General features: G+C 71.0%; 28 protein-coding genes, 1 pseudogene and 1 riboswitch. Of the genes and pseudogenes, 13 read left to right on the top strand and 16 right to left on the bottom strand.

Annotated features, from left to right (window positions below; genetic code table 11):
* Positions 1-15 precede the first annotated feature (15 nt).
* The 3 genes from ACSGDB_RS11410 to ACSGDB_RS11400 all read right to left on the bottom strand — a co-directional run bounded on the left by ACSGDB_RS11410 (position 16) and on the right by ACSGDB_RS11400 (position 4352).
* Entirely contained in the window at positions 16-1584 is a 1569-nt protein-coding gene (locus ACSGDB_RS11410) for an AbgT family transporter (protein ID WP_434994840.1), read from the bottom strand.
* Positions 1585-1639: 55 nt separating this feature from the next.
* On the bottom strand, positions 1640-2959 hold the full coding sequence (locus ACSGDB_RS11405; protein ID WP_434994838.1) for a M20 family metallopeptidase: 1320 nt from the start codon (positions 2957-2959) through the stop codon (positions 1640-1642).
* 115 nt (positions 2960-3074) lie between these two features.
* Complete coding sequence (locus tag ACSGDB_RS11400) at positions 3075-4352, bottom strand: MFS transporter (RefSeq protein ID WP_434994836.1); 1278 nt, start codon at positions 4350-4352, stop codon at positions 3075-3077.
* A gap of 90 nt (positions 4353-4442) precedes the next feature.
* Between ACSGDB_RS11400 and ACSGDB_RS11395 the strand changes: the two genes are divergently transcribed.
* Positions 4443-5024, top strand: a complete 582-nt coding sequence (locus ACSGDB_RS11395; protein ID WP_434994835.1) for a TetR/AcrR family transcriptional regulator — start codon at positions 4443-4445, stop codon at positions 5022-5024.
* 41 nt (positions 5025-5065) lie between these two features.
* Here ACSGDB_RS11395 and ACSGDB_RS11390 read toward each other — a convergent pair whose 3' ends face one another.
* The 4 genes and pseudogenes from ACSGDB_RS11390 to ACSGDB_RS11375 form a co-directional block, all read right to left on the bottom strand.
* Positions 5066-6475, bottom strand: coding sequence for an MBL fold metallo-hydrolase (locus ACSGDB_RS11390; protein ID WP_434994834.1), 1410 nt, complete (start codon positions 6473-6475; stop codon positions 5066-5068).
* A 180-nt stretch (positions 6476-6655) separates the two neighbouring features.
* Positions 6656-7006, bottom strand: coding sequence for a rhodanese-like domain-containing protein (locus ACSGDB_RS11385; RefSeq protein WP_434995114.1), 351 nt, complete (start codon positions 7004-7006; stop codon positions 6656-6658).
* A gap of 51 nt (positions 7007-7057) precedes the next feature.
* Positions 7058-7966: pseudogene (locus ACSGDB_RS11380) on the bottom strand (sulfite exporter TauE/SafE family protein); the annotation flags it as partial.
* Positions 7963-8643, bottom strand: coding sequence for a rhodanese-like domain-containing protein (locus ACSGDB_RS11375; protein WP_434994833.1), 681 nt, complete (start codon positions 8641-8643; stop codon positions 7963-7965). The gene ACSGDB_RS11375 and the pseudogene ACSGDB_RS11380, both read right to left, overlap by 4 nt.
* Positions 8644-8765: 122 nt before the next feature.
* On the opposite strand from ACSGDB_RS11375, the gene ACSGDB_RS11370 reads away from it, so the two are divergent.
* The 6 genes from ACSGDB_RS11370 (at position 8766) to ACSGDB_RS11345 (ending at position 12462) form a co-directional block, all read left to right on the top strand.
* Positions 8766-9023: a metal-sensitive transcriptional regulator gene (locus ACSGDB_RS11370; protein ID WP_104121696.1), complete on the top strand. Its 258-nt coding sequence runs from the start codon at positions 8766-8768 to the stop codon at positions 9021-9023.
* A gap of 19 nt (positions 9024-9042) precedes the next feature.
* Positions 9043-9456, top strand: coding sequence for a DUF302 domain-containing protein (locus ACSGDB_RS11365; RefSeq protein WP_434994831.1), 414 nt, complete (start codon positions 9043-9045; stop codon positions 9454-9456).
* A 124-nt stretch (positions 9457-9580) separates the two neighbouring features.
* Entirely contained in the window at positions 9581-9799 is a 219-nt protein-coding gene (locus ACSGDB_RS11360; RefSeq protein WP_434994830.1) for a hypothetical protein, read from the top strand.
* Positions 9800-9856: 57 nt separating this feature from the next.
* Positions 9857-11494 carry an ABC-F family ATP-binding cassette domain-containing protein gene (locus ACSGDB_RS11355; RefSeq protein ID WP_434994829.1) on the top strand — a complete coding sequence of 546 codons (1638 nt, stop codon included), beginning with the start codon at positions 9857-9859 and terminating at the stop codon, positions 11492-11494.
* Positions 11495-11568: 74 nt separating this feature from the next.
* A riboswitch (guanidine-III (ykkC-III) riboswitch) is annotated at positions 11569-11636 on the top strand.
* 7 nt (positions 11637-11643) lie between these two features.
* The gene (locus tag ACSGDB_RS11350) at positions 11644-11958 is read left to right on the top strand and encodes a DMT family transporter (protein WP_434994827.1); all 315 of its coding nucleotides are present in this window, start codon (positions 11644-11646) and stop codon (positions 11956-11958) included.
* 105 nt (positions 11959-12063) lie between these two features.
* Positions 12064-12462 (top strand): hypothetical protein, encoded by a 399-nt coding sequence (locus ACSGDB_RS11345; RefSeq protein WP_434994825.1) that lies wholly within the window; start codon positions 12064-12066, stop codon positions 12460-12462.
* Here the strand turns inward: ACSGDB_RS11345 and ACSGDB_RS11340 are convergent.
* Positions 12459-13655: a TerC family protein gene (locus tag ACSGDB_RS11340; protein ID WP_434994823.1), complete on the bottom strand. Its 1197-nt coding sequence runs from the start codon at positions 13653-13655 to the stop codon at positions 12459-12461. The two genes, ACSGDB_RS11345 and ACSGDB_RS11340, sit on opposite strands and share 4 nt — an antisense overlap.
* 117 nt (positions 13656-13772) lie before the next feature.
* Between ACSGDB_RS11340 and ACSGDB_RS11335 the strand changes: the two genes are divergently transcribed.
* Together ACSGDB_RS11335 and ACSGDB_RS11330 are read left to right on the top strand one after the other, a co-directional pair.
* Entirely contained in the window at positions 13773-14897 is a 1125-nt protein-coding gene (locus tag ACSGDB_RS11335; RefSeq protein WP_434995113.1) for an alcohol dehydrogenase catalytic domain-containing protein, read from the top strand.
* A 70-nt stretch (positions 14898-14967) separates the two neighbouring features.
* Complete coding sequence (locus tag ACSGDB_RS11330) at positions 14968-15831, top strand: aldo/keto reductase (protein WP_434994821.1); 864 nt, start codon at positions 14968-14970, stop codon at positions 15829-15831.
* A gap of 131 nt (positions 15832-15962) precedes the next feature.
* Here the strand turns inward: ACSGDB_RS11330 and ACSGDB_RS11325 are convergent, their stop codons facing one another.
* Genes ACSGDB_RS11325 through ACSGDB_RS11315 form a run of 3 tightly spaced genes read right to left on the bottom strand, consistent with a single transcriptional unit; the run spans position 15963 to position 18449 of the window.
* Entirely contained in the window at positions 15963-16613 is a 651-nt protein-coding gene (locus ACSGDB_RS11325) for a cyclase family protein (RefSeq protein ID WP_434994820.1), read from the bottom strand.
* Positions 16600-18015 (bottom strand): purine-cytosine permease family protein, encoded by a 1416-nt coding sequence (locus tag ACSGDB_RS11320; protein WP_434994819.1) that lies wholly within the window; start codon positions 18013-18015, stop codon positions 16600-16602. Before ACSGDB_RS11320 ends, ACSGDB_RS11325 begins: the two co-directional genes overlap by 14 nt.
* Positions 18012-18449 (bottom strand): YybH family protein, encoded by a 438-nt coding sequence (locus ACSGDB_RS11315; RefSeq protein WP_434994818.1) that lies wholly within the window; start codon positions 18447-18449, stop codon positions 18012-18014. Before ACSGDB_RS11315 ends, ACSGDB_RS11320 begins: the two co-directional genes overlap by 4 nt.
* A 134-nt stretch (positions 18450-18583) precedes the next feature.
* Between ACSGDB_RS11315 and ACSGDB_RS11310 the strand changes: the two genes are divergently transcribed.
* Entirely contained in the window at positions 18584-19282 is a 699-nt protein-coding gene (locus ACSGDB_RS11310) for an SDR family oxidoreductase (protein ID WP_434994817.1), read from the top strand.
* 75 nt (positions 19283-19357) lie between these two features.
* On the opposite strand, the gene ACSGDB_RS11305 is transcribed toward ACSGDB_RS11310, so the two are convergent.
* Together ACSGDB_RS11305 and ACSGDB_RS11300 are read right to left on the bottom strand one after the other, a co-directional pair.
* Positions 19358-20107 carry a YqjF family protein gene (locus ACSGDB_RS11305; RefSeq protein ID WP_434994815.1) on the bottom strand — a complete coding sequence of 250 codons (750 nt, stop codon included), beginning with the start codon at positions 20105-20107 and terminating at the stop codon, positions 19358-19360.
* A gap of 105 nt (positions 20108-20212) precedes the next feature.
* Positions 20213-21280: a spore photoproduct lyase family protein gene (locus ACSGDB_RS11300; protein ID WP_434994814.1), complete on the bottom strand. Its 1068-nt coding sequence runs from the start codon at positions 21278-21280 to the stop codon at positions 20213-20215.
* Between the two features lie 130 nt (positions 21281-21410).
* Here ACSGDB_RS11300 and ACSGDB_RS11295 point away from each other — a divergent pair, with 130 nt between their 5' ends.
* The 3 genes from ACSGDB_RS11295 to ACSGDB_RS11285 all read left to right on the top strand — a co-directional run bounded on the left by ACSGDB_RS11295 (position 21411) and on the right by ACSGDB_RS11285 (position 22806).
* The gene (locus ACSGDB_RS11295) at positions 21411-21830 is read left to right on the top strand and encodes a DUF1801 domain-containing protein (RefSeq protein WP_434994813.1); all 420 of its coding nucleotides are present in this window, start codon (positions 21411-21413) and stop codon (positions 21828-21830) included.
* Positions 21831-22069: 239 nt separating this feature from the next.
* Positions 22070-22282 (top strand): hypothetical protein, encoded by a 213-nt coding sequence (locus ACSGDB_RS11290; protein WP_434994812.1) that lies wholly within the window; start codon positions 22070-22072, stop codon positions 22280-22282.
* A 167-nt stretch (positions 22283-22449) separates the two neighbouring features.
* Positions 22450-22806, top strand: coding sequence for a hypothetical protein (locus ACSGDB_RS11285; protein ID WP_434994811.1), 357 nt, complete (start codon positions 22450-22452; stop codon positions 22804-22806).
* A gap of 59 nt (positions 22807-22865) precedes the next feature.
* On the opposite strand, the gene ACSGDB_RS11280 is transcribed toward ACSGDB_RS11285, so the two are convergent.
* From ACSGDB_RS11280 to ACSGDB_RS11270, 3 genes are all read right to left on the bottom strand, one after another.
* A complete protein-coding gene (locus ACSGDB_RS11280; RefSeq protein ID WP_434994809.1) occupies positions 22866-23498 on the bottom strand; it encodes a uracil-DNA glycosylase in 633 nt (210 codons plus the stop codon).
* A 187-nt stretch (positions 23499-23685) separates the two neighbouring features.
* Complete coding sequence (locus ACSGDB_RS11275; protein ID WP_434994808.1) at positions 23686-24807, bottom strand: Gfo/Idh/MocA family protein; 1122 nt, start codon at positions 24805-24807, stop codon at positions 23686-23688.
* Positions 24804-25538: a sugar phosphate isomerase/epimerase family protein gene (locus ACSGDB_RS11270; protein WP_434994806.1), complete on the bottom strand. Its 735-nt coding sequence runs from the start codon at positions 25536-25538 to the stop codon at positions 24804-24806. The genes ACSGDB_RS11275 and ACSGDB_RS11270 overlap by 4 nt, the downstream gene beginning before the upstream one ends.
* Positions 25539-25622: the final 84 nt, after the last annotated feature.

Genomic DNA, 25622 nt, shown 5'->3' with positions numbered 1-25622 from the left:
CCCCGACGTCGGCCATCATCCGATGAAGATGCCGTTGCCGGGGCCCATCGGCAGATCGAGGGCATAGAACACCGTGAGGATGGCGACCCAGGCGAGCCAGAAGGGCACCACGAAGGGAAGCATGCGTGCCATCAGCGTGCCGAGCCCGGCATCCGGTTCGTACTTCCGCAGCATGGTCAGCAGCACGATCATGTAGGGGTTCAGGGGGGTGATGACCTGCGTGGCCGAATCGCCTACGCGGAAGGCGCCCTGGATGAACGCCGGTTCGTAGCCGAGCAGCGCGAACAGCGGCACGAAGACGGAGGCCATCAGCGTCCACATGGACGAACCCGAGATGATGAACAGGTTCAGGACGGACGCCAGCAGGATGAACGCGAGGACCGCGGGGTACCCGGTGAGGCCGATCCCCTCGAGGGCTCCGGCGCCGGCCACCGCGATCCACGAGCCGATGCCGGACCAGTTGAAGAGGGCGATGAACTGGCCGAGGATGAAGGCGAGCACCAGGAAGCCCGCCATGTCCCTGATGGCCTCGCCCATGACACGCGGGACGTCGCGGCCGGTGGTGATCGTGCCGACGATCCGCCCGTAGACGAGTCCCGGGATGGTGAACAGCAGGAACACGATGAAGACGATCGAACTCAGCAGGGGTGAGCGCGGCAGGAAGCCGCCCGTCTCGTTGCGCCACGGTGAGTCCGGCACCAGCACGGCGGCGAGGATCGCCAGCGCGACGACGCCTCCGGCGATCAGGGACCACGTCAGGGCGTGCGCCTCCCGTGGCTCCAGGTCGGCCGTGAGGATCACCGGCGCGGCGGCGTGCTCGCCCTCATCCCGGATCTCGTCCCTCCGGACGTCCTGCCGTACGAGGCGCGGCTCCAGCACCCTGTCGATGATGAAGCCGGCGATCACGATCAGCACCACCGAGGAGACGACGTTGAAGTAGTAGTTCGAGAGCGGCGTGACCGGGGACCCGGCGTTGGGCAGGGTCTCGGTGACCGCCGTCGTGATCCCGGCGAACAGGGCGTCCAGGCTCGTGACCAGCAGGTTGGTCGAGTACCCCGCCCCCGCGGCGGCGAACCCGCCGAGCAGCCCCGCCACGGGGTGCCGTCCGGCGGCCTTGAACACGAGCGCGGCGAGCGGCGGAATGATGACGAACGCGGAGTCGGACATGACGGATCCGACGACGCCCACGAGGCCCACCGCGTACGGCAGCGCCCACCGGGGTGCCGAACCGAACACGCGGCGGATCAGCGCGCCGAGGAGTCCGGATTTCTCGGCCACACCGACGGCGAGCAGGATGGGCAGCACCGTGGCCAGCGGTGGGAACCCCAGGTAGTTGGCACCGAGGTTCTCGGTCAGCCAGGTCAGGCCCTCCGCCGTGAACAGCCCCTTGATGACCGTCACCTCCTCCGCGCCGGGGACCTGCACGGTCACGTTCCCGAGAGCCATGCCGGTGGTGACCACGGCCGTGATCCCGAAGAGGATGAGGAAGAGCATGAACGGGTCGGGGAGCTTGTTGCCCACCCGCTCCACCCCGGTGAGGAAGCGGTCGGACAGGGCCGGGCGGGTCACTGCGGTGGTGGACATGCGTTCTCCTCGAGCGGTCGGTGCTGCGGTTCCTGCGTGGAGTGCTTCGGGACGGTCAGTCGAAGTAGGACGGCACGTCGATGGCCCCGCCCTGCTGCTCGAACTCCTCGTGCACCGCGGCGCGCAGGGAGTCGTCGAGGAGGTAGTCGAGGGCAGTCAGCGCCAGCCCGACGGCGCCGTCGAGCGCCCCCTGCTCCGCGGCGGCACTCCCCGCGGCCTCCGCGAAACCACGCGTGTGCAGGGCCGTGGACGGCTCGGCGATCCGGATCAGCGGGTGGATGCCGGGCACGCGGTAGCTGACGTTCCCGAAGTCGGTGGACGCCGCGAGGGTCTCCGAGACGACGCCGAGCGGCAGTGGCGAGCGCCCGCGGCGTTGCTGCGCAGCGACCCACCGGCCCGTGAGCGCGGTGTTCGTTCGGATCGGGAGCGACGGCGGGTGCTCGTCCCAGCGCAGCTCCACCCCGGTGCCGGTCATGAGCGCCGCGCCGCGGGCCACGTCCTCCAGGCGGCCGCTGAGGTCCTTCAGTGTCGCGGGCTGCTGCGAGCGCGCATACAGCTTCATCACGGCGCGGCCCGGAATGATGTTCGGGCTCTCGCCGCCCTCCGTGATGGTGGCATGCACGCGGTCCGACGGCGGGAGCTGCTGGCGGAGCAGGCCGATGCCCTGGTAGGCGAGGTTCGCGGCGTCGAGCGCGTTCCGGCCCATGAACGGCTGCGCGGACGCGTGCGCCTCCACGCCGGTGAAGGTGATGGTCAGGAGCCGGCGGCCGAGCCAGACCTGGTCGGCGAGGTCGTACCCGTAGGGGTGCACCATGATGGCGGCGTCGACGTCGTCGAGCGCGCCGTGACGCGCCATGACCTCCTTGCCGGAGTGTCCCTCCTCGGCCGGCGTCCCGAGGAACAGCACGCGGCCGGGCAACCGGTCGGCCACCGCGGAGAGGCCCAGGAAGGCGCCGAGGCCCGCGGCGGCGATCACGTTGTGCCCGCAGGCGTGGCCGATCCCGGGCAGGGCGTCGTACTCGGCGAGGATCGCGATGGTCGGGCCGCGGTCGGCGGCGCCTGCCTCCGCGCGCACCGACGTCTCGACGCCGAACTCCCCGAGGCGGGCCTCGATGCCGTGGCGGCTGAGTTCCTGGTGCAGGAGCATCGCGCTGCGGTGCTCCTGGAAGGCCGTCTCGGGATGCGCGTGCAGGTCCCGGACCACGTGGCGCAGGCGATCCTCCAGAACGTCGACGCCCTGCTCAACGACGGCGGCGAGTTCGGCCGGGGCGCCCCCGAACGGCGACGGAACCGGCTCGGCGGCTCCCTGGAGCCTGCGGGTCCGCTCGTCGATGGACTGGAGATAGGCGTCGTCGGGACGCGTGGGTTCCGTCATTTGTGTAGCTTAGGCAACAATCAGGAGGCTGGGCAGTCCCCCGCGGACATCCTGGGTAACACTGGGCGCGCGGCGGAAGCGCCGGCGCGGGCCGCGATCGGTCCTAGCAGTACACCTAGCGGCGGTCGGCCGACGTGCCGGCATCCACGCCCGACGCCGACCCGCTCCCGGCGCCCGCCCCGGCGGTCGCCCCGCCGGTCTCATCGGCCGGCTCACCGGTCTCATCGGCCGGCTCACCGGTCGTCTCCTCAGTCGCCTCCTCATCCGACGATGCCTCGCGGCCGGCCTTCGAGGCCGGCAGCAGTGCGAGGATCCCGAGGGCGCCCGCGACGGCGAAGGTCAGGATCGGCGAGGTGGCACCGTACAGGAATCCCATCAGGACCGAGCCGATCGCCTGCCCGATGGCGAGCGCGATGAACAGGACGGCCGTGCCCTCGGCCGCGTGCTCCGGCACCACGCGCTCCGCCCAGATGATGAGGACGCCGCAGGCCGCGGTGTAGGCGGCGCCGAAGACGGCCACGGACACATAGGCGGGGAGCAGCACCCCGGGGACTGCACCGAGGACGATGGTCGCTGCGCCCATCGAGACCGCGCTCAGGACCCAGGCGGTCCGCAGGGTCCAACGGTGGATGATCCCCCCGGCTACGGCACCGAGGACGCCGAAGGCACCCAGGACCATCCACGCGACCACGGAGTACACCTCCGCGCCCGTGCCGGATTCCGCCATGGCCGAGCGGCCGAAGGTCCAGACCGCGGCACTCGATGCGCCGACCAGCATGGCCGCGGCGATGGGCCGGACCAGCACGGATCGGTCGCGGGCGCGCATCCGTGCCGACGGCGTCGCCTCCTGCTGCTCCTGGCCGGCCCGGTCGCTCCGGATCGTGGCCACCGTGGCCAGGACCACGAGCAGCGCGATCGCCACCCAGCCGATCCGCCACTGGGTGATGGTCAGGAGCATGATCCCGCCCGCGACGACGATGCCCGCGCCGGTCCCGGCATTGACGACCGTCTGCGCATTCTCCTGGCGCGCGGCGTCGAGGTTTCGCTCGATGAGGGTGACCAGGCCGGGCGTGGCGAACCCGGCACCGGCCCCCGCGAGCACCACCGCGATCGCGAGGACGACCGCGCTGGGCGCTGCCGCGACCCCCGCCGAACCGATGGCGGCCGTGGCCCCCGCCAGCAGGACGACCAGACGCGGACGTGCACTGAGCTTGAAGGCGAGCGTCGCAGCGACGCAGAAGGAGAGAAAGCTGCCGGCCTGGATGAAGCCGGAGACGGCGGGCCCGAGCTGGAACTCCTCGACGAAGCGGGGCAGGAAGAGCCCGTACCCGAAGCGGGCGAGTCCGTAGGTCGCGGCGATCAACGCCATGCCATTGAGCACCAGGGATCGCACCGCGACTCCTTCTCGATACATCGGGGATAGAACGATCGTTACGCTACCCCAGAACGATCGTTCTGAATTCCTGGTCGTTACAGTGGTGCCATGACCTCCGACCGGCTACCGTCCGCCCGTGCGCGACTCCTCACGGCCGCCGACCGCGTCCTGTTCGACCGCGGGATCCGGGCGACCCCGGTCGACGACCTGCTGCGGGAGGCACACGTCTCCGCGGCGTCGCTGTACACCCACTTCGGCAGCAAGGAGTCCCTGGTGGCCGAAGCCCTTCGCGTGCGCCTGACCGATTGGCGGGCGGTCTGGGACGCGCACGTGCTCGCGGCCGACGACGACCGGGGACGGTTGACCGCGGTGTTCGACGCCCTGGCGTCCTACCAACGCGAGGCACATCACCCGTCCCGCTGGTGCGCCTTCCTGGCGACCGCGACCGAGCTCCCCGATGCCTCGGGCGTGATCGGCGACCTCCTGGCGGAGGACAGCGCACTGCTCACCGACCGCCTCCTGCGCCTCTCCCGTCCACTCGCAGGGGCGCGGGCAACGGACCTGGCCGACGAGGTGCTCCTGGCCTACAGCGGAACCCTCGCCTCGTTCCTCCGCGGCTCTCCCCGCTCTCCCATCGAGACCGGCCGCCGGCTGGCCCAGGCGGCGATCCGCACCCATACGGGCGGCTGATGCCGGCACCGGGCTCCGCGGCGGCGCCGGCGGCCCGCGGGTCAGGTCGCGGGCACCGCGTCCCCGGCCCGCCGCCAGGCGCTCCAGGCCGCGTAGCTGCCGTCGAGTTCGACGACGTCGTAGCCGGCGCGGCGCAGGGCGCTGGCGGCGACGGAGTTCCGTAGCCCGCTCTGGCAGTAGGTGACGATGGTCCCGTCGGCGGGGAGTTCGTCGAGGTGCCACATGAGGCGTCCGCCGTTGAGCTGGTGGGCTCCGGGGATGTGGCCCGCGGTGTGCTCCGTGCGGTTCCGGACGTCGAGGATCATCGCGGCGTCGACCGCCGCGAGGTCTGCCGGCTGCACGAGGGCCGGTGCCGTCAGGGGCAGCCCGTCGAGGCTGGTGACGTATCCGGCGACGTCGTCGATGCCGACGCGGACCAGGTGGTCCCACAGCTCCTGGGCCTGGTCCTGGCCGGCGGCGAGCAGGACCAGCGGGTTCGTGTCCGCCTCGGGGTTCACGACCCAGGCGCCGTGCGTGGCCGGCGTGGGGTGTGCGGGGATGTTCAGGGACCGCTCGACGGTCCCGGTGTGGACCTCGTCCGCGGTGCGGGTGTCGATGAACGTGAGCGTGTCCGCGGCGAGGCCGGCGGCGACCTGCGCCCGGTCGAGTTCGGCCAGCGGGGCGCGTGCGCCCAGGACGGCGGGGCCGTCGCGGTTCTCGCGCTTCATCCGGCCGAAGTAGGCGTGGGCGTCGGGCTGGCCGTCGAGGAGTTCGTCGATGAAGCCCTGCTCGTCGTCCGCCGCGAGGTAGGGGCCCCACCAGGAGTAGAGCCGCTCGTAGCCGACGGTGGAGGACGGGATGGCGCCCAGGGCCTTGCCGCAGGCGCTGCCGGCGCCGTGGGCGGGGTGCACCTGCACATAGTCGGGCAGGGTCAGGAACTTCTCCTGCAGGCTCCGGAACAGCTGCCTCGCTCCCTCGAAGCGGGTGTCGACGCCTCCGGCGGCCTCGTCGAGGAGGTCCGGACGTCCGAGGTCCCCGGAGAACACGAAGTCCCCCGAGAGCAGGTAGCCGGGCTGGTCGCTGAACGCGCCGTCGGTGACGAGGAAGGACAGGTGCTCGGGGGTGTGCCCGGGCGTGTGGATGGCCCGGATGCTGATGTTGCCGACGGTGATCGCGTCGCCGTCGTGGAGCCGGGTGCCGTCGAAGGCGTACTGCCAGTCGGGCCCGCCCTCGCCGGAGACGTAGATCGCAGCCCCGGTCGCCGCGGCCAGCTCGCGGGTCCCCGAGAGGTAGTCCGCGTGGATGTGGGTCTCGGTGACGGCCACGATCTTCATGTTGTTCTTCGCGGCGAGATCCTGGTAGACGGCGATGTCGCGGCGGCCGTCGACGACGACCGCCGTTCCGTTGGCCTGGCAGCCGATCAGGTAGCTGGCCTGGGCGAGGTCTTCGTCGTAAATGCGTTCGAACAGCATCGGGTTCTCCTTCGGGTCGGACGGTTCGTGATACCCCCGGGGGTATCGTTCTTCTTGTGAGCGTAATACCCCCATGGGTATCTGGCAAGACGTGGCGATGCCGGCAGGGGTGGCGGCAGGGGCGGCGGGAGAGGGGCGTGACCGGGCCCGGAACGGGACGGGACCGGTCACGCCCCAGATCTAGGGGGTCCTGCGGGCCTGCCGTGCGGACCCCTGCGCCGGTGCGCCCTCTGCCCGGCCCACGGGGAGACCCGCTGCGACCCAGGCGGTCATGCCACCGGCCATGGTGTCGGCGGTGAAGCCTGCGGCGTTGAGGGCGTCCGCGACCTGCGCGGAGCGGTTGCCGCTGCGGCAGACGACGATCACCGGGGTGTCCTTCTCCAGTTCCGACAGGCGGCTCCGGAGCTGACCCATGGGGATGTGCAGGGCGCCGGGGATCACCCCGGATGCGACCTCGAAGTCCTCGCGGACGTCGAGGACCTGCTCGCTGTGTCGGCGGTCGTTGGTGGCGGTGACGGTGGTTTCGGCCATGGTGGTGTCCTTCCTGGAATCAGAGGGGGCCGGGTCCGGCCGGCGTTGATCTGCTGGGGCGCCGAGATCGCCCTGTCTGCGGCGCCGGCTGGTGAGGGCACAGGAGGGGACGACGAACCGGCAGGCGGCGAAAGCCACGAGAGCGACACCGGCGGTGATCGCGGCGGCGGCGGGGCGCAGGCCCTCCGGGAGCTGCTGGAGGAGGACGAAGACGCCCATGGCCAGCACGAACCAGCCGAAGGCCTTGCGGAGCGCCGCCTCGGGGATGCGTCCGGCGAGCTGCGCGCCGATGAGGGATCCGACGATCGCGGCGGCCGTGACCGCGAGGGTGAGCGGCCAGTCGATCTGCACCGTCGTGAGGTAGCCGGCGAGGCCCGCGAACGACTTCATGGAGATCACGACCAGGGACGTGCCGACCGCGACGGACATCGGCAGTCCGCCGAGCAGGGCGAGGGCCGGGACGACGAGGAACCCGCCGCCTGCCCCGACGAGCCCTGTGACCAGGCCGACGACCACGCCGTCGAGCAGGACCCGACCGAGGGGCAGTTCGCGCGGACCGCCGTCGGTGGCCGCGCCGTGGGCCGCGCCGACGGGCTTCCGTCGGCCGCGGATCATGGCGATCGAGGTGGCAACCATCATCAGGGCGAAGGCGACGAGCAGGACCTGTCCGGGGATGAACCCGCCGAGGATCCCGCCGACGAACGCCCCCACCATGCCGGCCGCGCCGAAGATCAGCCCGGTCCGCCACATCACCCGACCGCTCCGGGCGTGGCTGACGACGCCGACCGCGGACGTGACGCCGACAACGAACAGGGACGCGGCGATCGCCTCCTTCGCCTCGAAGCCCGCCACATAGACGAGGATCGGGACGGTGAGGATGGACCCGCCGCCGCCGAGCACGCCCAGGGACAGCCCGATCAGGATCGACAGGGCCAGGACCAGGATCAGGACCGCGCTCATGCCACGTCGGCCCGCTGGTCCACCCCTGCATCCCCGACGCCGGCGGAGGCGGTCGGCAGGGACAGGATCGCCGACTCGCGGGTGGGCTCCTGGGCGGCCCGGTTCCAGGGCATCGCCGACAGCGCGCGGCCCATCGCGCAGGTGTTCGTCGCGGCCGAGAAGGTCAGGCCGGTGCCGATCACGCCCGCCAGGGCCCGGACCTTCGGGGAGACGAAGCGCCCGCCGGCGAGGCCGACGAGGACGAGGGATCCGGCGGCCATGCGGACCTGGCGTTCGAGGTCCCACCGGCCGCTCCCCCGCACGACGTCACCGCCGACGGCGGCGTATCCGGGGACCCCGCCCGTCAGGACGTAGGCTGCGCCGATCCCGGATGCGGCCAGCTTCTGGCGCGCCTGCTCGGCGCGGACGCCGGACTGGCAGGCCAGGACGACGCGGCTTCCGAGGCGGGCGGCCAGCTCGTCGGCGTGCTCGGACAACAGCGGCAGCGGCACGTTGTAGGAGCCGTGGATGTGCAGGGACTCGAACTCGGCCGCGGAACGCACATCGATGACCACCAGGTCCTCGTGCTCGGCCACCCAGGTGCGCAGCGTCTCGGGGGTCAGCTCCGTCAGGGGCCACCCCCTCGTCGCCCCTGACGCGGTGGGGGCAGTGGGGTTCACGGTGGAGGGGGAGCTCATGGGAGCCTCTCGGTCGAATCGGAAACGTATACCCCCTGGAGTATTCCGCATACCCCCCGGGGTAGTCAAAATACCCATGGGGGTATACTGTGGTGAAGTAATCACGACCGTTGGAGATAACCATGCAACTCGACCCCACCGAGATGACCCCCGTCATCAACCGCCTCAAGCGTGCCCAGGGACAGCTCGCTGCCGTGACCCGCATGCTCGAGGAGGGCAAGGACTGCAAGGACGTCGTCACCCAGCTCGCCGCGGTGTCGAAGGCCCTGGACCGGGCCGGGTTCGCGGTGATCGCGAGCGGCCTGGAGCAGTGCATCGTCCGCGAGGACACCAGCCTCGACAAGAAGGAGCTCGAGAAGCTCTTCCTCACGCTCGCCTGATCCGCAGAAGGAGCCACCCATGACCTACACCCATTCCATCGCCGTCCCGCTGGCCTGGGACGAGGCGGTACGCCGTACCCGGGACGCGCTGCAGGAGCAGGGATTCGGCATCCTCACCGAGATCGACGTGCGGGCCACCTTCGAGACCAAGCTCGGGGCCGACGCCGCCGCGGCGGTCGGCGACTACGTCATCCTCGGCGCGTGCAATCCCGCCCTGGCGAGCCGTGCCCTCGCGGCGGAGCCCTCCCTGGGCGCGCTCCTGCCGTGCAACGTCGTCGTCCGGCGGGGCCGGGACGAGCAGTCCACCACGATCGAGGCCGTCGACCCGCAGACCATGGTCCGGCTCAGCGGAAGCCCGGCGGTCGGTGCGGTGGCCGACGACGCCGACGCCCGCCTCGGCAGGGCCCTGGCCCTCCTCGCCGGGCGGGAGTAGCAGCCCGGCGCCCTGACGGCGTCGGGCCGTACACGTCCCGGAAACACGCCCGCAATACCGCTCCCCGACCATGGGGGTAGCCCGCCGTCCCGACGGGCTACCCCTGGATCACCAAGGAGCACCGATGACCGCCATCGCCACCCCCGCCGCCCGCATCCTCGACCTCTGCGCGCTGCCACCGGGGACGATCGTCGAAGCCCGCCGCAGGGACGAAGTGCACTACCGCGGGTCCGTGGAGGACGCCGCCCCCGGTCTCGGCGTCGTCTGGATCCGCGACGACCTGGCCGGGCACCGCGCCATCCTCCACCTCGACGAGTACAGCATCTGGCACGTCGCGGCCTGAGCCCGGCCCACGGGCGTTCTGCCCGCCGGGCAGGCCCGGCCCTCCTAGACTGGAGGGATGACTGCAACCCTCGTGGCGAAGGACCTGTCCGGGGGCCACGCCCATCGCACCCTCTTCTCGAAGCTCGACCTCACCGTCTCGCCGGGCGACGTCGTCGGCGTCGTGGGGGCCAACGGCGCGGGGAAGACGACGCTCCTGCGGCTCCTCGCCGGAGCGCACACGCCGCTCGCGGGCACCGTCCGCACCACCCCGGCCGACGCCTTCGTGGGCTGGCTCCCGCAGGAACACGAGCGCATCGAGGGCGAGACGGTGGCCGCCTATCTCGGCCGACGGACGGGCACGACGGCGGCGACGCTCGCCATGGAGGACGCCGCCGCGGCGCTCGGGAGCGCGGCGAAGGGCGCCGACGACGCCTACGCCTCGGCACTCGACCACTGGATGGCCTCCGGGGCCGTGGACCTCGAGGACCGCATGCCGGCCGTCCTGGCCGACGTCGCCGGGGGCCTCGACCCGGCCACCCCCACCACCGCCCTGTCCGGCGGGCAGCTCGCACGGGTGGCGCTGGCCGCCCTGCTGCTCAGCCGCTTCGACATCGTGCTCCTCGACGAGCCCACCAACGATCTCGACCTCGCCGGGCTGGACCGCCTGGAGTCCTTCATCCAGAACCTGCGCGGCGGTGTGGTCCTCGTCTCGCACGACCGCGAGTTCCTCGCGCGCTGCGTGACCACCGTCGTCGAACTGGATCTCGCCCAGAACCGGGTGGCGGTGTACGACGGCGGGTACGACGCCTTCCTGGAGGAACGCGCCGTGGCGCGTCGGCACGCCCGCGAGGCCTACGAGGAGTACGCGGACAGGAAGCAGGACCTCGTGGGCCGGGCCCGGACGCAACGCGAGTGGAGCTCGCAGGGCGTCCGCAACGCCCTGAAGAAGAGCCCCGACAACGACAAGATCCGCCGCAGGGCCAGCATGGAGTCCTCGGAGAAGCAGGCGCAGAAGGTCCGCCAGATGGAGTCGCGCATCGCCCGGCTGGACGAGGTCGAGGAGCCGCGCAAGGAGTGGCAGCTGCAGTTCACGATCGGCGCGGCCCCGCGCTCGAGTTCCGTCGTCGCCACGCTGAACAACGCCACCCTCACGCAGGGCGGCTTCACCCTCGGGCCCGTCTCGGTCCAGGTGAACGCCGGGGAGCGCATCGGGATCACCGGCCCCAACGGTGCCGGGAAGTCCACGCTCCTGCGCCTCCTGCTCGGTCACCGGCAGCCCGACGGCGGCGCGGCCGCCCTCGGCTCCAGCGTGGCCGTCGGCGAGATCGACCAGGCCCGCGGACAGCTCGACGACGCCCTGCCCCTCGGCACGGCCTTCGAGTCCCTCGTGCCGGAGCTGTCGCAGGGCGAGGTCCGCACGCTGCTGGCGAAGTTCGGGCTCAAGGCCGACCAGGTGCGGGCCGCCGTCGGCTCCCTCTCCCCCGGCGAGCGGACCCGTGCCGGCCTCGCCCTGCTCCAGGCCCGCGGCGTGAACCTCCTGGTCCTGGACGAACCGACGAACCACCTCGACCTGCCGGCGATCGAGCAGCTGGAGGACGCCCTCGAGTCCTACACGGGCGCACTCCTGCTGGTCACGCACGACCGCCGCCTGCTGGAGAATGTGCGCCTCGACGAGCGCTGGCAGGTGGTGGACGGCCGGGTGACCGTCGGCTGATCCCCGGCGTGCCACCGCGGCCGCACGGGACGGACGCGCATCCCCCTCGCCGCCGCATCCGTGACAGCATGGACGGTGAAGCGCATCCTGCCGCTTCCCGGACGAGGGGCGCCGTACCCGGTGTGCGACAAGACGGCCCAGAGAGAGTCATGGCCTGGATCGTCCTCATCATCTCCGGAGTCCTCGAAGCCGTGTGGGCGACAGCCCTCGGCAAGTCGGAGGGATTCACCCGGCTCGCACCGACCGTGGTGTTCGGCGTCGCCATCGCCGCAAGCATGGCCGGCCTCGCCTATGCGATGCGGACCCTGCCCGTCGGGACGGCCTATGCGGTGTGGGTGGGCATCGGTGCGTCGCTGACCGTCGTCTACGCGATGGCGACCGGCACCGAGCCGGCGTCGCTCCTGAAGATCCTGTTCCTGCTGATGATCGTCGGCGGCGTCATCGGCCTGAAGCTCGTCCACTAGAACATCCCTTGCGCCAAAACTGAGCCTGGACCCCCGGTTCACTTGACCTTCGTCCGACAGGATCTGATCAGGCTCAACTCGGGCCCGAACAGGGGGTTGAGCAGAATGCAGCACGAGGACACGCTGATGGCCATGGAGTTCGTGGGGCTCTCCGTCTACGAGACGTGGATGCACTACTGCAACATGGGGGGCGCGTCCGACTACTTCGAATTCGATGCCTACCTCCACGGGGTCCTCGGCCTTGACGTCGAGGACGCCGATCTGGTCTCGCAGGCCGTCAACGAACTGATCGACGACGTCCTCCCGGCCGAGGAGTCCGGGGCCAACCGCGCGCCCTACTCGTGGACCGCGCGCACGGGCGTGCCGGGGTCGGGCGAGGACGGTCCGGTCGCCCCGGCCGTCCCCGGGATCCCACTGCCGCCGGGCGCCCCGCTGGAACTGCTCGACGACATCCTGGGCACCGGCCCCCTGAGCCGCTCCATCGCGGGCGGGCACGGGGGCTAGCGGCGCGGCTCCCGCTCGAGCGCGGCGTCGTGCTCGGCATGCGCGCTGCGGATCAGCTCCAGGAACTCGGTCTCGTTCCGGATGAGGCGCTTGTACTTCTCCGGCAGCGCCCGCAGGCCCTCCTCCTCGGCGCACAGCCGCGCGAAGATCTTCTCGCGCTCGTCCATGTCGGTCTCGTAGTTGAGGTCCAGGTACTCGGTGGCGTGCCGTTTCGCCCCGGAGATCTCGTTCTTGGCCCGCCCCTTCGGGCTCAGCACGGAAGCCAGGACGGTCACGACGAGCACGCCGAGGATCACGCTGAGCGAGAGCCCGGTACTGATCTCGACCACCTCGACGTGCTCGCCGCCGTTGATGAACGGCAGCGTGTTCTCGTGCAGGGCGTGGAGGATGAGCTTCACGCCGATGAAGCCGAGGATCACGGCGAGGCCGTAGGAGAGGTAGATCAGGCGGTCCAGCAGCTCGTCGATGAGGAAGTACAGCTGCCGCAGGCCCATGAGCGAGAACGCCGTGGCGGTGAAGACGATGAACGTGTTCTGCGTCAGCCCGAAGATCGCCGGGATCGAGTCGAGGGCGAAGAGGATGTCCGTGCCGCCGATCGCGACCATGACCAGCAGCATCGGGGTGAGGACGCGCTTGCCGTTCTCGACGGTGAACAGCTTGTCGCCGTCGTAGTGCTCGGAGGCCGGGAGGAAGCGCTTCGCGAGCCGGATGACGAGGCTGTCGCCGGCGTCGTCGTGCCCGTCCGGCTTGAGGAGGTTACCCGCAGTGAGCAGGAGGATCAGGCCGAAGATGTAGAACACCCAGGCGAAGCTGTTGATCAGCGCGGCCCCGAGGAAGATGAACCCGGTGCGGGCGATCAGCGCGAAGACGATGCCGAAGAGCAGCACCTTCTGCTGGTCCGCGCGCGGCACCCTGAAGCTCGCCATGATGATGAGGAAGACGAACAGGTTGTCCACCGAGAGCGCCTTCTCCGTGACGTACCCGGCGAAGTACTCGGTGCCCATGGTCGGCCCGCCGAGGACCAGCACGCCGACGCCGAACAGCAGGGCGATGCCCACGTAGATCGAGGACCAGATCGCCGACTCCCGCAGCGTGGGGCTGTGCGCCTTGCGGACGTGGAAGAAGAAGTCGAACAGCAGCAATCCCGCGATGCCGATGATGGTGCCGACCCAGACGTAGAACGGTACTTCCATGGTGCACGTCTCCCGCCGTCGTTGGTGATGGTCCCGATTCTCCCGCTAACGGTACGGGCACGCCCCTAGACTGGCGCAGTCCCTACCTATCTGACGAGGATTGCCATGAGCCCGATGATGCGTACCGCGGTGCTTCGCGCCGCCGAACTGCCCCGTCCCTATGCGACGAGCGCGCCGCTGTCCCTGGAATCGGTTCCCGTCCCCGAACCGCGCCGGGGCGAGGTGGTCGTGCGGATCGCCCGGGCCAGCCTGTGCCACTCGGACCTGTCCGTCATCGACGGGTCCCGCCTCCGCCCCCTGCCGATGGCGCTCGGGCACGAGGCGACCGGCGTCGTCGAGGGGATCGGCGACGGCGTCGGCGACGTGCGGGTGGGCGACCACGTGGTGCTCGTCTTCGTCCCCGCGTGCGGAGCGTGCCGTGCCTGCTCGGCCGGCCGGCCGGCGCTCTGCTACCGGGGCGCGGAGTCCAACGGCAGCGGCGACCTGCTGCACGGGCCCGCCCTGCTGCGCGATGCCGACGGCGGGCGCATCAACCACCATCTCGGCGTCTCCGCGTTCGCGCAGTACGCCGTCGTGGCCCGCGAATCGGTGGTCGTGATCGACGACGACGTCCCCTTCGACGTCGCCGCCATGTTCGGCTGCGCTGCCCTCACCGGGATCGGCGCCGTCCTGAACACGGCCGCCGTCCGGGAGGGGCAGTCGGTCGTCGTCTTCGGGCTCGGCGCCGTGGGACTCATGGCCGTGATGGCCGCGGCCCAGATCCCTGGGACCACCGTCATCGCGATCGATCCCCTCGCCGCCAAGCAGGAGCTCGGCCTGCGCTGCGGGGCGCACCATGCGGGCGCTCCGGAGGAGGCCGCCGACCTGGTGCGGCGGACGACGGACGGTGGGGCCGACGTCGTGATCGAGGCGGTGGGGAGCGCCCGCGTGATGGAGGCGGGCCTCGGGCTGCTCGCCCGGGGCGGCGCCCTCGTGTCCGTGGGCCTGCCGCACCCCGACCAGGAGCTCTCCACGCAGGCCCTGCAGTTCGCGGGGCTGGGGCGGCGCCTGCTCGGGTCCTACATGGGGGACGCCGTCCCGGAGCGGGACATCCCCGCCTACCTGGACCTGTGGCGGCAGGGGCGCCTGCCGGTCGAACTGCTCCATTCGGACACCCGGCCGCTCGAGGACCTCAACGAGAGCCTCGACGCGCTGGCCGAGGGCCGGGTGGTACGGCGGATCTTCACGCTCGGCAAGGGTTGAGGGCCGTTCATCGCGGGCTGCGAAGCATGCTTATCATGGCGTCGGCACGTCTACCCGAAGGAGAACAGCAATGCAGCAACGCTCGCTCGGCGGTACCCCGGTCAGCGCCCTCGGCCTGGGCGGCATGCCCATGTCCATCGAGGGACGCCCCGACGAGGACCGGTCCCTCCGCACCATCCATGCGGCGCTGGACGCCGGCGTCACCCTGATCGACACCGCGGACGCCTACCATCGCGACGCGGACGAGGTGGGCCACAACGAGCTGCTGATCGCGAAGGCACTCGCCCACTACGGGGCGGACAGCTCCGGCGTCCTCGTCGCCACCAAGGGCGGGCACCTCCGGCCCGGCGACGGCTCGTGGACGCTGAACGGCCGCCCGGACTACCTCAAGGAAGCCGCGAAGGCCTCGCTCAAGCGGCTCGGCGGGGACGCGATCGGCCTGTACCAGTTCCACCGCCCGGACCCCGAGGTCCCCTACGAGGACTCGGTCGGCGCCCTCAAGGACCTCCTGGACGAGGGCGTCATCCGCCTGGCCGGCATCTCCAACGCCTCCGTGCACCAGATCAGGAAGGCGAACGAGATCCTCGGGGGCGCGCTGGCCTCGGTGCAGAACCAGTTCTCCCCGGCCTTCCGGTCGAGCGAGGACGAGCTCCGCTACTGCGGCGAGAACGGCATCGCCTTCCTGCCGTGGAGCCCGCTCGGCGGGATCAAGAAGGCCGGTGGGCTCGGCGAGCAGTTCGCGCCCTTCCAGGAGGTCGCCGACGCCCACGGCGTGAGCCCCCAGCAGGTGTGCCTGGCGTGGGAGCTCGCCCTCGCCCCGACGGTGATCCCCATCCCGGGGGCATCCCGTCCGGAGAGCATCCAGGATTCGGTGCGGGCCGCGGAGCTCGAGCTGTCCTCCGACGAGATCGCGCTGCTCTCCCGGACGGACTGACCTCCCGCCCCGGCTCCGGGCCGGGACCGCCGCGGCGGGCGTGCAGACCCGGGGGAACGCCCCACCGGGTCTGCACCGCCGCGCCGGGTGCCCGGCCCGGGGGACCGCCGCGCCGGGTGCCCGGCCCGGGGTCAGGCGTCCTGCTGCATCGCGACGGCGCGGATGGGCGCGCCGTCCGTCCCGGCCAGGGCCAGCGGGAGCACCGACACCAGCGGGCGGTCCCAGGTGACCTGCGCCAGGTTCGTCAGGTTCTCGACGATCACGCCGTCGGCGCCGAGGAGGACGGCGTGGAACGGCAGCTCGTCCCCGTTGTCGAGGGTCGCGTCCGGGTTGAGGGTGTCGACGCCGACCACGGTGATCCCCGCGGAGAGCAGCTGCTCGGCCACCTCGGCCGCGAGGACCGGGTGCTCGAGGTAGCGCTCCGAACCGAAGTGCTCGGACCAGTCCGTGCGGAACAGCACCATGGCGATGCCGTCGAGGTCCTCGAGCTGGTCCGCCACGTCGGACCAGCGGATGGTCTCGCGCGCCGCGAGACCCGTGCACCGCACGATCCTCGCGGGCCCCACCAGCCGTGCGAGGTCGATGGCGTCCACGGCCCGTCCGCCCGGGATGGAGTGGAGGGGCGCGTCCAGGTGGGTCCCCGTGTGGGAGCCGGCGTGCAGGGACGCCACCTGGTAGCCGTCCTCGACGACGGTGGCCACGGTGCTCAGGGTGACCTCCGGGTCACCGGGATAGACCTGCATCCCGGTGTGGACCGGCTGGGACAGGTCAACGATCCGCATGCGCGCGGCTTTCGTCCTGCAGGTCGAGGAGGTGGGCGTGGGGGCGCCGCGTGCGGTCGATCCGCCCGGTCGCTGCGGCCCAGGCCAGGTACAGCAGGGCCGACAGCACGAAGGTGGGAATGGTCGCGCCGATCGGGCTCGGCACCTGGTAGGTCAGCACCAGGGAGGCGACCGCCCCGATCAGCCACACCAGCACAGCGGCGATGTTGACCCCACCCCAGTACCAGTACTCCCCGCCGCGGGCGCGCAGGATGTCGCGTCCGTAGTGCCGGGACCTCACCAGGTAGTAGTCCACGAGCATGACGGCGAAGACCGGGATGAAGAGCGCACCGATCACCACCAGGAAGGCGGTGAACTGGTTGAGGAGGGCCAGCCACGTGGACCCCAGGATCGAGATCGCGCCGAGGACGATGGCCGTGGGCAGGAAGGTGACGCGGCGGGACGGCGCCATGTTCACCACGGACGCGACCATCCCGTAGACCACCATGGTGTTCGTGGCCATGACGGACAGGAAGATCACGACGGCCAGCGGTGCGCCGAACGCGGCGACGATGACGGTGGGATCGAAGGGCACTGCCTCGCCGCCGTCGAGCACCACGTACCCAATGGCCGTGGCGCCGAGGGTCATGGCGAGGACGGTGGACAGGATGTAGCCCACGCCCGACCCGACGACGCCGGCCGACTGCGACCGGGCGAGCCGGTTGAACTCGGCGGAGAGGACGGTCCAGGAGATGGCGGTCGCGATGACGACGTCGAGGGCCGCGACGGGCGTCCACCCGGCGGCGGCGTCCTGCGGGATCGACGCGAAGTCCGCGGGGCTGTACGCGAGGAACGCCGTGGTGAAGATGTAGGCCATGAAGGCGAGGATCACGAGGGCGAGCCACGGCTCCACGCGGGCAATGCCCGTGTGGCCGAAGATCGCGAGGCAGACGACGAGCAGCTGGCAGAGCACGGAGAACAGGACCGGGCTGGAGAATCCGGTGGCCTGCTCGACGAGGAAGTTGACCGTGACCCCCGCGAGCATCGCCTGGACCCAGCTCCAGCCCATCAGGATGATCACGTTCGCGGCGACCGGGAGGAAGGAGCCGCGCAGCCCGAAGGAGCCCTTGGTGAGCGACATCGTCGCCAGGCCGGTGCGGGTGCCCATGTTCCCGACCAGCACCAGGACCGAGCCGCCGATCACGGTGCCGAGGACGATCATGCCGACCGCGAGGCCCCAGCTGATGCCCGGGACGAAGAGCGTCCCGGTGAGCAGGGTGGTCACGACGAGGTTGGCGGCGAGCCAGATCATGCCCATGCGGGCGGTTCCGAGCGTGCCGCGCAACGGCCCGTAGCCGTCCGAGTTCTTGTCGAGGTGATCGGACAGGCGCCTATACGCCGAGGTCTGGGGGGCCTGCGTCATGCGGCGCTCTCTTCCGTGAGGTCTTCGGGGGCGGGGCTGAGGTGTTCGTGGACGGCATCGATCGAGGACCCGCTGCGGCGGAACACGATCGTCTCCCGCTCGCTGGTCGTCTCGCTCGCGCCGCCGACCGAGGTGGTGGTCCGGACGTGGTGGGTGAAGACGGCCGTCGTCCCGACGAGCTGCACGCGCGCATCGCTGCTGATGCAGTCCGTCACGCGCCACCCGTCGGCGATCCATCCCGCCCACAGCTCCTCGTAGGCGGCCCGGTCCTCGAGCCGGCGCTCCTCCGTGTGGAACACGAAGGTGGCCTCCGGGGCGAAACACCCGAAGTAGGCCTCGGTGTCCGTCGCGCGGAAGGCGGCCACGAGCGCCTGGGCTGCTGTGAGGACCTCGCCTTCCGTGAGGGTCTCATCGGGTGGATCTACGACAGGCATGCGCTCTCATCTCTCGAAGTTGTCCCCCAGTGAACTTTTGTTGTCAGGCGATCTTGTGTGACGTGGGCTTCATTGTCAACGCCGGACCATTCCGCCCGCGCCTGCGGGAACGGGCGCGTTGCTAGGGTGAGGTCATGTCCTCCTCCCCCGTCGCCCTCATCACGGGCGCCTCCCGCGGCATCGGCCGCGCCATCGCCGACGAGCTCGCCACCACGCATCACCTGCTGCTCGGCGGACGCGACCTGACCGCCCTCGCGGAGCTCTCGTCGTCGTTCCCCTCGGCGGAACCGTTCGCCGCCGAGCTCCGCGATTCCGGGCAGGTGGCCGCGGCGGTCGCCGGGATCCCGCGGCTCGACGTCCTCGTCCACTCGGCGGGGATCCTGCGCATGGGCCCGGTGGCGGAGCTGTCCGACGACGCCTGGCGCGAGAGCTTCGAGGTCAACGTGTTCGCCGTGGCGTCCCTGACCAGGGCACTCCTGCCCGCGCTGCGCGCCGCCGGCGGGCAGGTCGTCACCATCAACAGCGGTTCCGGCTACAGTTCCGGGGCCGGCTCCGCCGCCTACAGCGGCACCAAGTTCGCGCTGCGCGCCCTCACGGACGCCCTGCGCGAGGAGGAACGCCGGCACGGCGTCCGGGTCAGCTCCATCCACCCCGGCAGGGTGGCCACCGACATGCAGGAGGAACTGCATGCCTGGGAGGGCAAGGACTACCGGCCCGAGGCGTGGATCCAGCCCGGCCAGGTGGCGCGGGCCGTGCGACTCGCCGTGGACGCGACCCGCGAGTCCACGATCGAGACACTGAGCATCCGCCCCTCGGGCATCGACCTCACCTGACGGGTCCGGGCGTCCGGGCGCGGCATCGCCGGCACGGCCCCGAACGGCCGCGCCCTGCCCACCGGCGCCCGGGGATCACCCCGCGCGCACCTCGCGGGGCCTCCCGAACTGGGTCTGCACGCCCGGGGAGAACAGGACGGACTCCGGCGGCCCGTCCACGGGGAGCCCCGCCGCGGCGAGCAGCCCGTCGTCGAGCTCCGTGAGCGTGGCGGGGTGGAGGGGCCACGGCGCGTGCGTGTTGGGGATGTAGAGGGTCCGTCCGGCGAGGACGCTGTGCAGTCCGAAGCGTGCCGTGAGCTCCAGCGACAGCGGGTCCTCCGCCGTCACCGCCGTGTCCGGTTGCACCGCGAAGCGGGAGGAGGCCTGCCGACGGTACCGGACGACGTCGTAGCCGTACTCCCGGCGCGCGCCGTCCCCGCGCACGAGCGGAGCGCACATCGACCAGACGTACGGGATCCCGGCCGCGCGGGCGGCGAGGACGACGGCGAGGCGGGAGGCGTCCAGGGTCACGAACACGACGCCGCGGCTGCCGTCGGGGCCGCGCGAGTAGAGCCGGACGTTGACCTCGGTGAAGGACCCGAAGTACGGGACGGGCAGTCCGCGGCCCAACCCGGCGCCGACCATCCGGAAGCCGATCAGGCCCACCCAGGACGAGCCGTCCACCTCGTCCGGGACGACGCCGGGCGGCATGAAGCCCGCCACGGCCGCGGCGTCGATCCGCCAGTGCAGGAAGACGGCGTCCGCCCAGAACTGGTCCATGATCACGGGGCGCGGCAGCTGCGGAGCGAGGTACCGGCCGGGGCCCTCCTGATGGCCAGCGGTCATGACGGCTCCTCGCGACCCTCGGATCCGACGGCGGAACGGCACCGGCCGGACACGGGGACCAGGTGTGCGACGGCGATCGCGGGGTGACGGGGCGTGGTGCGCGTCCTAGAAGGCATAGCGGATCCGGCAGTAGGGCAGCTGCGCGGCGGCGAGGCTCAGGAACTCGTCGAGGTACCCCCGCTTCTCATAGGCGACGTAGCGCACGTTCGTGAACCCGTTCTGGGACTGCTTGGTCTCCTGCAGCTCCGGCCGCCACAGGATCTCCTCGGCCTGCGGGTGCCAGCCGAGGTTGACCTCGTGCAGTTGCTGGTTGTGGGTCAGGAAGATGACCTCCGCCGCGAGCTGCTTCCTCGCCGCCGGCGACAGGGCGGCGTCGAGTCGGCCGAAGAGTTCGCGCCACTCCTCCTGCCACCCGGGCGTGATGATCACGGGGGAGAAATTGACGTGCACCTCGTAGCCCGCCTCCACGAAGTCGTTGATCGCGGCGATCCGCTCCGCGACCGGCGTGGTGCGCACATCCACGGTGCGTGCGAGCGTCTCGGGCATGAGGGAGAAGCGGATGCGGGTGCGTTCCCGGGGATCCCAGGTGAGCAGGTCCCGGTTCACGTACTTGGTGGCGAAGGAGAGCTTCGCGGTCGGGAGGTCCCGGTACAGGTCGACGAGGTCCCGGACGTTGTCGCTGACGAGCGCGTCCACCGAGCAGTCGCTGTTCTCCCCGATGTCGTACACCCAGGCGTGCTCGTCGCACTGGTTCGGTTCCAGCTTCATGCCCTGGCGCGCCACGTGCCGTTCGAGGTAGCCGCTGATCTGGTCGATGTTGGCGAACACGGTGATGGGGTTGCTGTAGCCCTTGTGGCGCGGGACGTAGCAGTAGGCGCAGGCCATGGCGCAGCCGTTCGCCGTCGACGGCGCGATGAAGTCCGCCGACCGCCCGTTCGGCTTCGCGGTGAGGGACTTCTTGACGCCGACGATCAGGGCCTCGGTCTTGATGCGGACCCAGCGCCGGACGTTCGCCTCGTCCCCGCTGAGTTCCGGGATGCGCCAGTGACTCGCCACCTCGACGACGTCGGCGTCCGGCCATCGCGCCAGGATCTCCTGGCCGCGCGGCAGGGCCGCCGCCGCGGGCTCGACGTAGATGCGGCTGATCTGGAGCAGCTTGCTGGCCTGGAGCATACAACCCTTCGAGGTGTCCGTCGTTGCCCCGACACTAGCCGCTGCCACCGACACTTCCGGCGCGTCGGCGGCCCGTCTACTGTTGCCGCATGGGCGCCCACGGTGCGCCCCGGGAAGAGGTGGACCGAGCGTGGCCGAACTGCGGACCCAGCCGACGGATCAGGATCCCCACTCGTTCATCGCGACGGTGACGCATCCGACACGCCGCGCGGACGCGCTGGTCCTGCTCGAGCTCATGGGCCGGGTCACGGGTGAGCGACCCGTCATGTGGGGGTCCTCGATGATCGGCTTCGGCCGGTACCACTACCGGTACGCGTCGGGGCACGAGGGCGACGCGCTGTCCGTCGGGTTCTCGCCGCGCAGCACGGCGCAGGCGCTCTACGGCCTGCTCGCCGCTCCGGGGGCCGAGGACCTGCTGCCGAGTCTCGGCAGGCATCGGCGGGGCGCCGGGTGCCTGTACATCACCACGCTCGCCGCCGTCGACCTCACCGTCCTCGAGGACCTGGTGCGGCGGGGGCACGAGTTCATGACGACGGAGAACTTCACCTAGGGCACCAAGGCACAGGCGGACCGGCCGACATGAGCCGCCCGGTGACATTGCCCGGATCATCGCGACGGCGGCGGCGCCGACCCGCTGGACGGACGACCTCGGGCCCGTCGCGGGTACGTCCCATGCCGGCCCGCTGCCCTCGCCGCGCGGGAACACTAGTACCCTGACCAGTAGGCCCCCGCCTCCGACCGGAGAGCACCACGGAGGACGACTCCCGTTCCGGACGCCGAAAGGAATCAATGAGCGCGAAGGATCCGCTGTCCGCCCGCTTCATGCGGGCCACCGGCAAGCTCCGCATGTTCTTCGGGCCGGCACAGCGCGGCAGTACCGCCGGACCGATCGTGTATCGCGACGACGATGCGCAGCGGGCACGGCAGGAGGAGCTGCAGCAGTGGACGGTGGTGCGCAATCCGGACGGATCGACCTACCTGACCTCGAAGCAGGATCCCTGACGGACGGCATCGGACGGACGGTCCGTACCCGTCGGTAACTTTCGCGTCGGATCCGGGTCGAAATCACCGGGAATGCGACCGGGTGATGGCACACTGTCCCTGTCAATGCCGTTTTCCGCCCTGAGCCAGGCCAGGGTGCCCCCACCACACACCGAGGTCTCGGATCCATGAGCACACAGTGCCCGTCTGCCCCCACGCCCACGGACGACGCCGTTCCGCACCGGAGCGCGGTCCTCGAGGTGCCCGGCGGTGGGGACGCACGGGGGAGGGAGACCCTCGCCCGTCAGCTCGCGGCCGAGACCGACGCGGTGCTCGCGCAGCTCGAGGGGACGGTCGGGCGGCTCGCCCTCGCGCACCAGGCGGGCGCTCCGGACGTCGAGACGCAGATGACGGACGACGACGCCTTCGCGTGGGTGCAGCAGTCCATCGAGGACATCGCGGCGACGCTGCGGGGACTGGCCCTCAAGCGTTCGTTGGAGCATTCCTCCGAGACCGGGCGCCACGCGGTCGGCAACCGCGCCTGAGGGTCGCCCGGGCGTCCGCCTCCCGGGTCCTCATGCGGCTCCGGGGAGCCTGCAAATTCTCAGATGGACTGGCGGGCACGGATTCCGGCGCGGCCCATCGCATCGGTGTAGGCCGCCTGGATCTCCTTGAGCCACAGCTCCTGGTTGGCGGGCGTGCCTTTGAAGGCACGCTCTCCCGGGGACCGGACCTCGTAGATCTTGAACCCGCGCTTGGCGATGGCCCGGTTCTCGAGCTTCATGAGCCGGCGTGCTGCCTTGTGCGCATCGGCGCCGTGCGCCACGAGCGCCGACGCCCGTGGAACCTGCTGCAGGAAGGTGAGCAGGGGCTTCACGCCGTCGGCGATCTGGTCCATGGTCAGCGCCCGTTCCTTGCCCTCGGGCAGGTACCACGGGTGGGCGTTCCACGGCATGAACGCATCGGGGCGCAGTCCGACGGCCTCATAGATGCCGGCCATGCGGATGGAACTCGGGTCGTCGTTCTCGAACGAGACGAAGCCGGAGGGCAGGGCGGATCCAGGGTTCGAGAAGAGACTGACGATCTTGCAGCCGTCGACGTCGTGGATCGGATCGATGTAGGGCACCGCGGACCCGGGCTTCGACTCGGCCAGGGTGTCACACAGCCGGTTCACGTCCTCGATCTGCGGATCGTACCGTTGTTCCCACTGCTGTGCCCTGTACGTGGGGTCTGACATACGCTGTACCAATTCCGCCTCCTCGCGGGCGGCGCCAGAGGTGGCGCGAACGTGCCCGCATCTCCCAGCCTACGCCAGTACCCGACGGGCGTCGCCGCCACCGGATCCCGACAGATGCTCGACATCCGCGAGACTCCGGTGGTCGGCCACCGCCGGTCCGTCTTCCTGTGCGGGGCGATCGAAGGGCTCAGGAGAGGGTCGCGGCGGACGGGTCCCAGTCCTCGGGCAGCGGCTCGGCGGCCGTCGCTGTGCTCGTGAGGGACACGAACTCCCCCGTGGCGATGCTCTCCGAGATCGACACCATCGCATCGAGGACGTGGTACGCCGTCTCGCCCTGCGCACGATGCGGGCGTCCCTCCCGCAGGGCCCGGGCCATCTCGAGCACACCGCTGCCGCGCGTGGATGTCGCGCCGACGGCCGGGATGACCTCCGGCTCGTCGCTCCCCCGTCGGGTGAGCAGGAGATCGCCGGTGAAGTTGTTCGGATCGGGGAACGCGAGGGTCGCCTCGGTGCCGGTGACCTCGACGAACCCTGCCCGCTTGAGCGGCGAGTCGAAGCTGAAGATGCTCTGCGAGGACGCGCCGTTCGCGAACTGCGCGATCGCACTGACGTGGGACGGGACGGTGACGTCGAAGACCTCACCGGCCTTCGGCCCCGATCCGATGGTGCGCGTCGCACGGGACGTGGATCCCACGCCCGCCACCTTCGTGATCGCCCCGAAGGTCTGGACGAGCGTCGTCAGGTAGTAGGGTCCCATGTCGAACAGCGGCCCGGCGCCCTCCTGGAAGAGGAAGGCCGGGTTCGGGTGCCAGGATTCGGGGCCGGGCGACTGCATGAGCGTCAGCGCGGTCAGCGGCTCGCCGATGTCGCCGCGCGCCACGAGGCGCAGCGCGGTCTGCAGGCCGGCGCCGAGGAAGGTGTCGGGCGCGCAGCCCAGGCGGAGCCCGGCGGCGTCCGCCGTCTTCAGGAGTCCGATGCCGCTCTCACGGTCCAGCGAGAAGGGCTTCTCGCTCCAGACGTGCTTGCCCGCGTTCACCGCGGCGGTCGCCACCTCCACGTGCGCTGCCGGGATGGTGAGATTCACGACGATCTCGACGTCGGGGTGGTCCAGCGCGTCCTGGACCCCGCCGTAAGCGAGCACGCCGAACTCCGCGGCGCGGACGGCGGCGACCTCCTCGAACATGTCGGCGACGATGTGCACCGTGACGTCCGGGAAGCCGGTCAGGTTCGTGAGGTATTCCTTGCTGATGACCCCGGCGCCGATGACGGCGACGCCGACCGGCCCGGTGCGCTGTGGAGCAGTGTTCACTTCTTCCCCTCCTGGAGGTACGCGAGGCTGTCGGCGACGGCGGTGAAGATGTCGCCGTCGAAGTCGTCGAGTTCGACGACGGCGGCCTCGATCCCGGGAGCGGCGTCGAGCACGTCCCAGACGCGCATGCTTCCGGAGCCGACGGCCACCTGGGCCTTGTTGTCCTTGGTGAGCGGGCCGTCCTTGATGTGGATGAACCGCACGCGGTCGCCGAGCCGGCGGAGCAGTTCGGCGGGGTCCTCGCCGCCGACGGCCGCCCAGTAGGTGTCCACCTCGAGGACGACCGCCGGGTCGAGGTGACGGGCGAGGACCTCGAGGGCGGACGTACCGTCGACGCGCTCCTCGAGTTCGAACTCGTGGTTGTGGTAGCCGACCGTGATGCCGTACCCGGCGCCCTTCCGGGCCGCGGCGTTGAGGGCGTCGGCAGTGGCGCGGATGTCCTCGTCCGAGGTCCAGCGGGCACGCTCCACGTGGGGATCGATGACGGTGCCGATGCCGAGCTTCCGCGCGGCCTCGAAGATCTCGTCCTGGTCGGCGCTGAGCAGGGGCGCGTGGCCCGACGGGGCGGTGAGTCCGCTCTCCGAGAGCGCGGCCGCCAGTTCGTCCGCGGTGGCGACGAAGTTGTAGGGCTCGACGGCGGTGTAGCCGAGGGCGGCGACACGCTTGACGGTGCCCGGAAGGTCCTCCCCCAGGGCCGTCCGCAGGGTGTAGAGCTGGAGCGAATACGTCACAGGGGGTTCTCCTCGGTGGGGAAGTCGGAGCTACTGAACCGGTTCAGCCGCTGACTCGAACGTAAGGGATATTCCGAGGCCGGT

It is taken from the genome of Arthrobacter sp. Ld5 (assembly GCF_051172775.1).
In the GTDB taxonomy this organism is placed as follows: Bacteria; Actinomycetota; Actinomycetes; order Actinomycetales; family Micrococcaceae; genus Arthrobacter_D.
The sequence above is the reverse complement of the archived record's forward strand: the minus strand, read 5'-3'. Positions and strand labels throughout refer to the sequence as shown.

Bases quoted from the DNA above. Each gene is read 5' to 3' on its own strand.
- ACSGDB_RS11395 (WP_434994835.1), top strand. From the start codon at position 4,443: ATGACCTCCGACCGGCTACCGTCCGCCCGTGCGCGACTCCTCACGGCC.
- ACSGDB_RS11280 (WP_434994809.1), bottom strand. From the start codon at position 23,498: ATGTCAGACCCCACGTACAGGGCACAGCAGTGGGAACAACGGTACGAT.
- ACSGDB_RS11360 (WP_434994830.1), top strand. From the start codon at position 9,581: ATGACCGCCATCGCCACCCCCGCCGCCCGCATCCTCGACCTCTGCGCG.
- ACSGDB_RS11390 (WP_434994834.1), bottom strand. From the start codon at position 6,475: ATGCTGTTCGAACGCATTTACGACGAAGACCTCGCCCAGGCCAGCTAC.
- ACSGDB_RS11285 (WP_434994811.1), top strand. From the start codon at position 22,450: ATGAGCACACAGTGCCCGTCTGCCCCCACGCCCACGGACGACGCCGTT.
- ACSGDB_RS11325 (WP_434994820.1), bottom strand. From the start codon at position 16,613: ATGCGGATCGTTGACCTGTCCCAGCCGGTCCACACCGGGATGCAGGTC.
- ACSGDB_RS11335 (WP_434995113.1), top strand. From the start codon at position 13,773: ATGCGTACCGCGGTGCTTCGCGCCGCCGAACTGCCCCGTCCCTATGCG.
- ACSGDB_RS11315 (WP_434994818.1), bottom strand. From the start codon at position 18,449: ATGCCTGTCGTAGATCCACCCGATGAGACCCTCACGGAAGGCGAGGTC.
- ACSGDB_RS11305 (WP_434994815.1), bottom strand. From the start codon at position 20,107: ATGACCGCTGGCCATCAGGAGGGCCCCGGCCGGTACCTCGCTCCGCAG.
- ACSGDB_RS11350 (WP_434994827.1), top strand. From the start codon at position 11,644: ATGGCCTGGATCGTCCTCATCATCTCCGGAGTCCTCGAAGCCGTGTGG.
- ACSGDB_RS11290 (WP_434994812.1), top strand. From the start codon at position 22,070: ATGAGCGCGAAGGATCCGCTGTCCGCCCGCTTCATGCGGGCCACCGGC.
- ACSGDB_RS11310 (WP_434994817.1), top strand. From the start codon at position 18,584: ATGTCCTCCTCCCCCGTCGCCCTCATCACGGGCGCCTCCCGCGGCATC.
- ACSGDB_RS11330 (WP_434994821.1), top strand. From the start codon at position 14,968: ATGCAGCAACGCTCGCTCGGCGGTACCCCGGTCAGCGCCCTCGGCCTG.
- ACSGDB_RS11300 (WP_434994814.1), bottom strand. From the start codon at position 21,280: ATGCTCCAGGCCAGCAAGCTGCTCCAGATCAGCCGCATCTACGTCGAG.
- ACSGDB_RS11340 (WP_434994823.1), bottom strand. From the start codon at position 13,655: ATGGAAGTACCGTTCTACGTCTGGGTCGGCACCATCATCGGCATCGCG.
- ACSGDB_RS11370 (WP_104121696.1), top strand. From the start codon at position 8,766: ATGCAACTCGACCCCACCGAGATGACCCCCGTCATCAACCGCCTCAAG.
- ACSGDB_RS11405 (WP_434994838.1), bottom strand. From the start codon at position 2,959: ATGACGGAACCCACGCGTCCCGACGACGCCTATCTCCAGTCCATCGAC.
- ACSGDB_RS11320 (WP_434994819.1), bottom strand. From the start codon at position 18,015: ATGACGCAGGCCCCCCAGACCTCGGCGTATAGGCGCCTGTCCGATCAC.
- ACSGDB_RS11365 (WP_434994831.1), top strand. From the start codon at position 9,043: ATGACCTACACCCATTCCATCGCCGTCCCGCTGGCCTGGGACGAGGCG.
- ACSGDB_RS11375 (WP_434994833.1), bottom strand. From the start codon at position 8,643: ATGAGCTCCCCCTCCACCGTGAACCCCACTGCCCCCACCGCGTCAGGG.
- ACSGDB_RS11355 (WP_434994829.1), top strand. From the start codon at position 9,857: ATGACTGCAACCCTCGTGGCGAAGGACCTGTCCGGGGGCCACGCCCAT.
- ACSGDB_RS11410 (WP_434994840.1), bottom strand. From the start codon at position 1,584: ATGTCCACCACCGCAGTGACCCGCCCGGCCCTGTCCGACCGCTTCCTC.
- ACSGDB_RS11345 (WP_434994825.1), top strand. From the start codon at position 12,064: ATGCAGCACGAGGACACGCTGATGGCCATGGAGTTCGTGGGGCTCTCC.
- ACSGDB_RS11385 (WP_434995114.1), bottom strand. From the start codon at position 7,006: ATGGCCGAAACCACCGTCACCGCCACCAACGACCGCCGACACAGCGAG.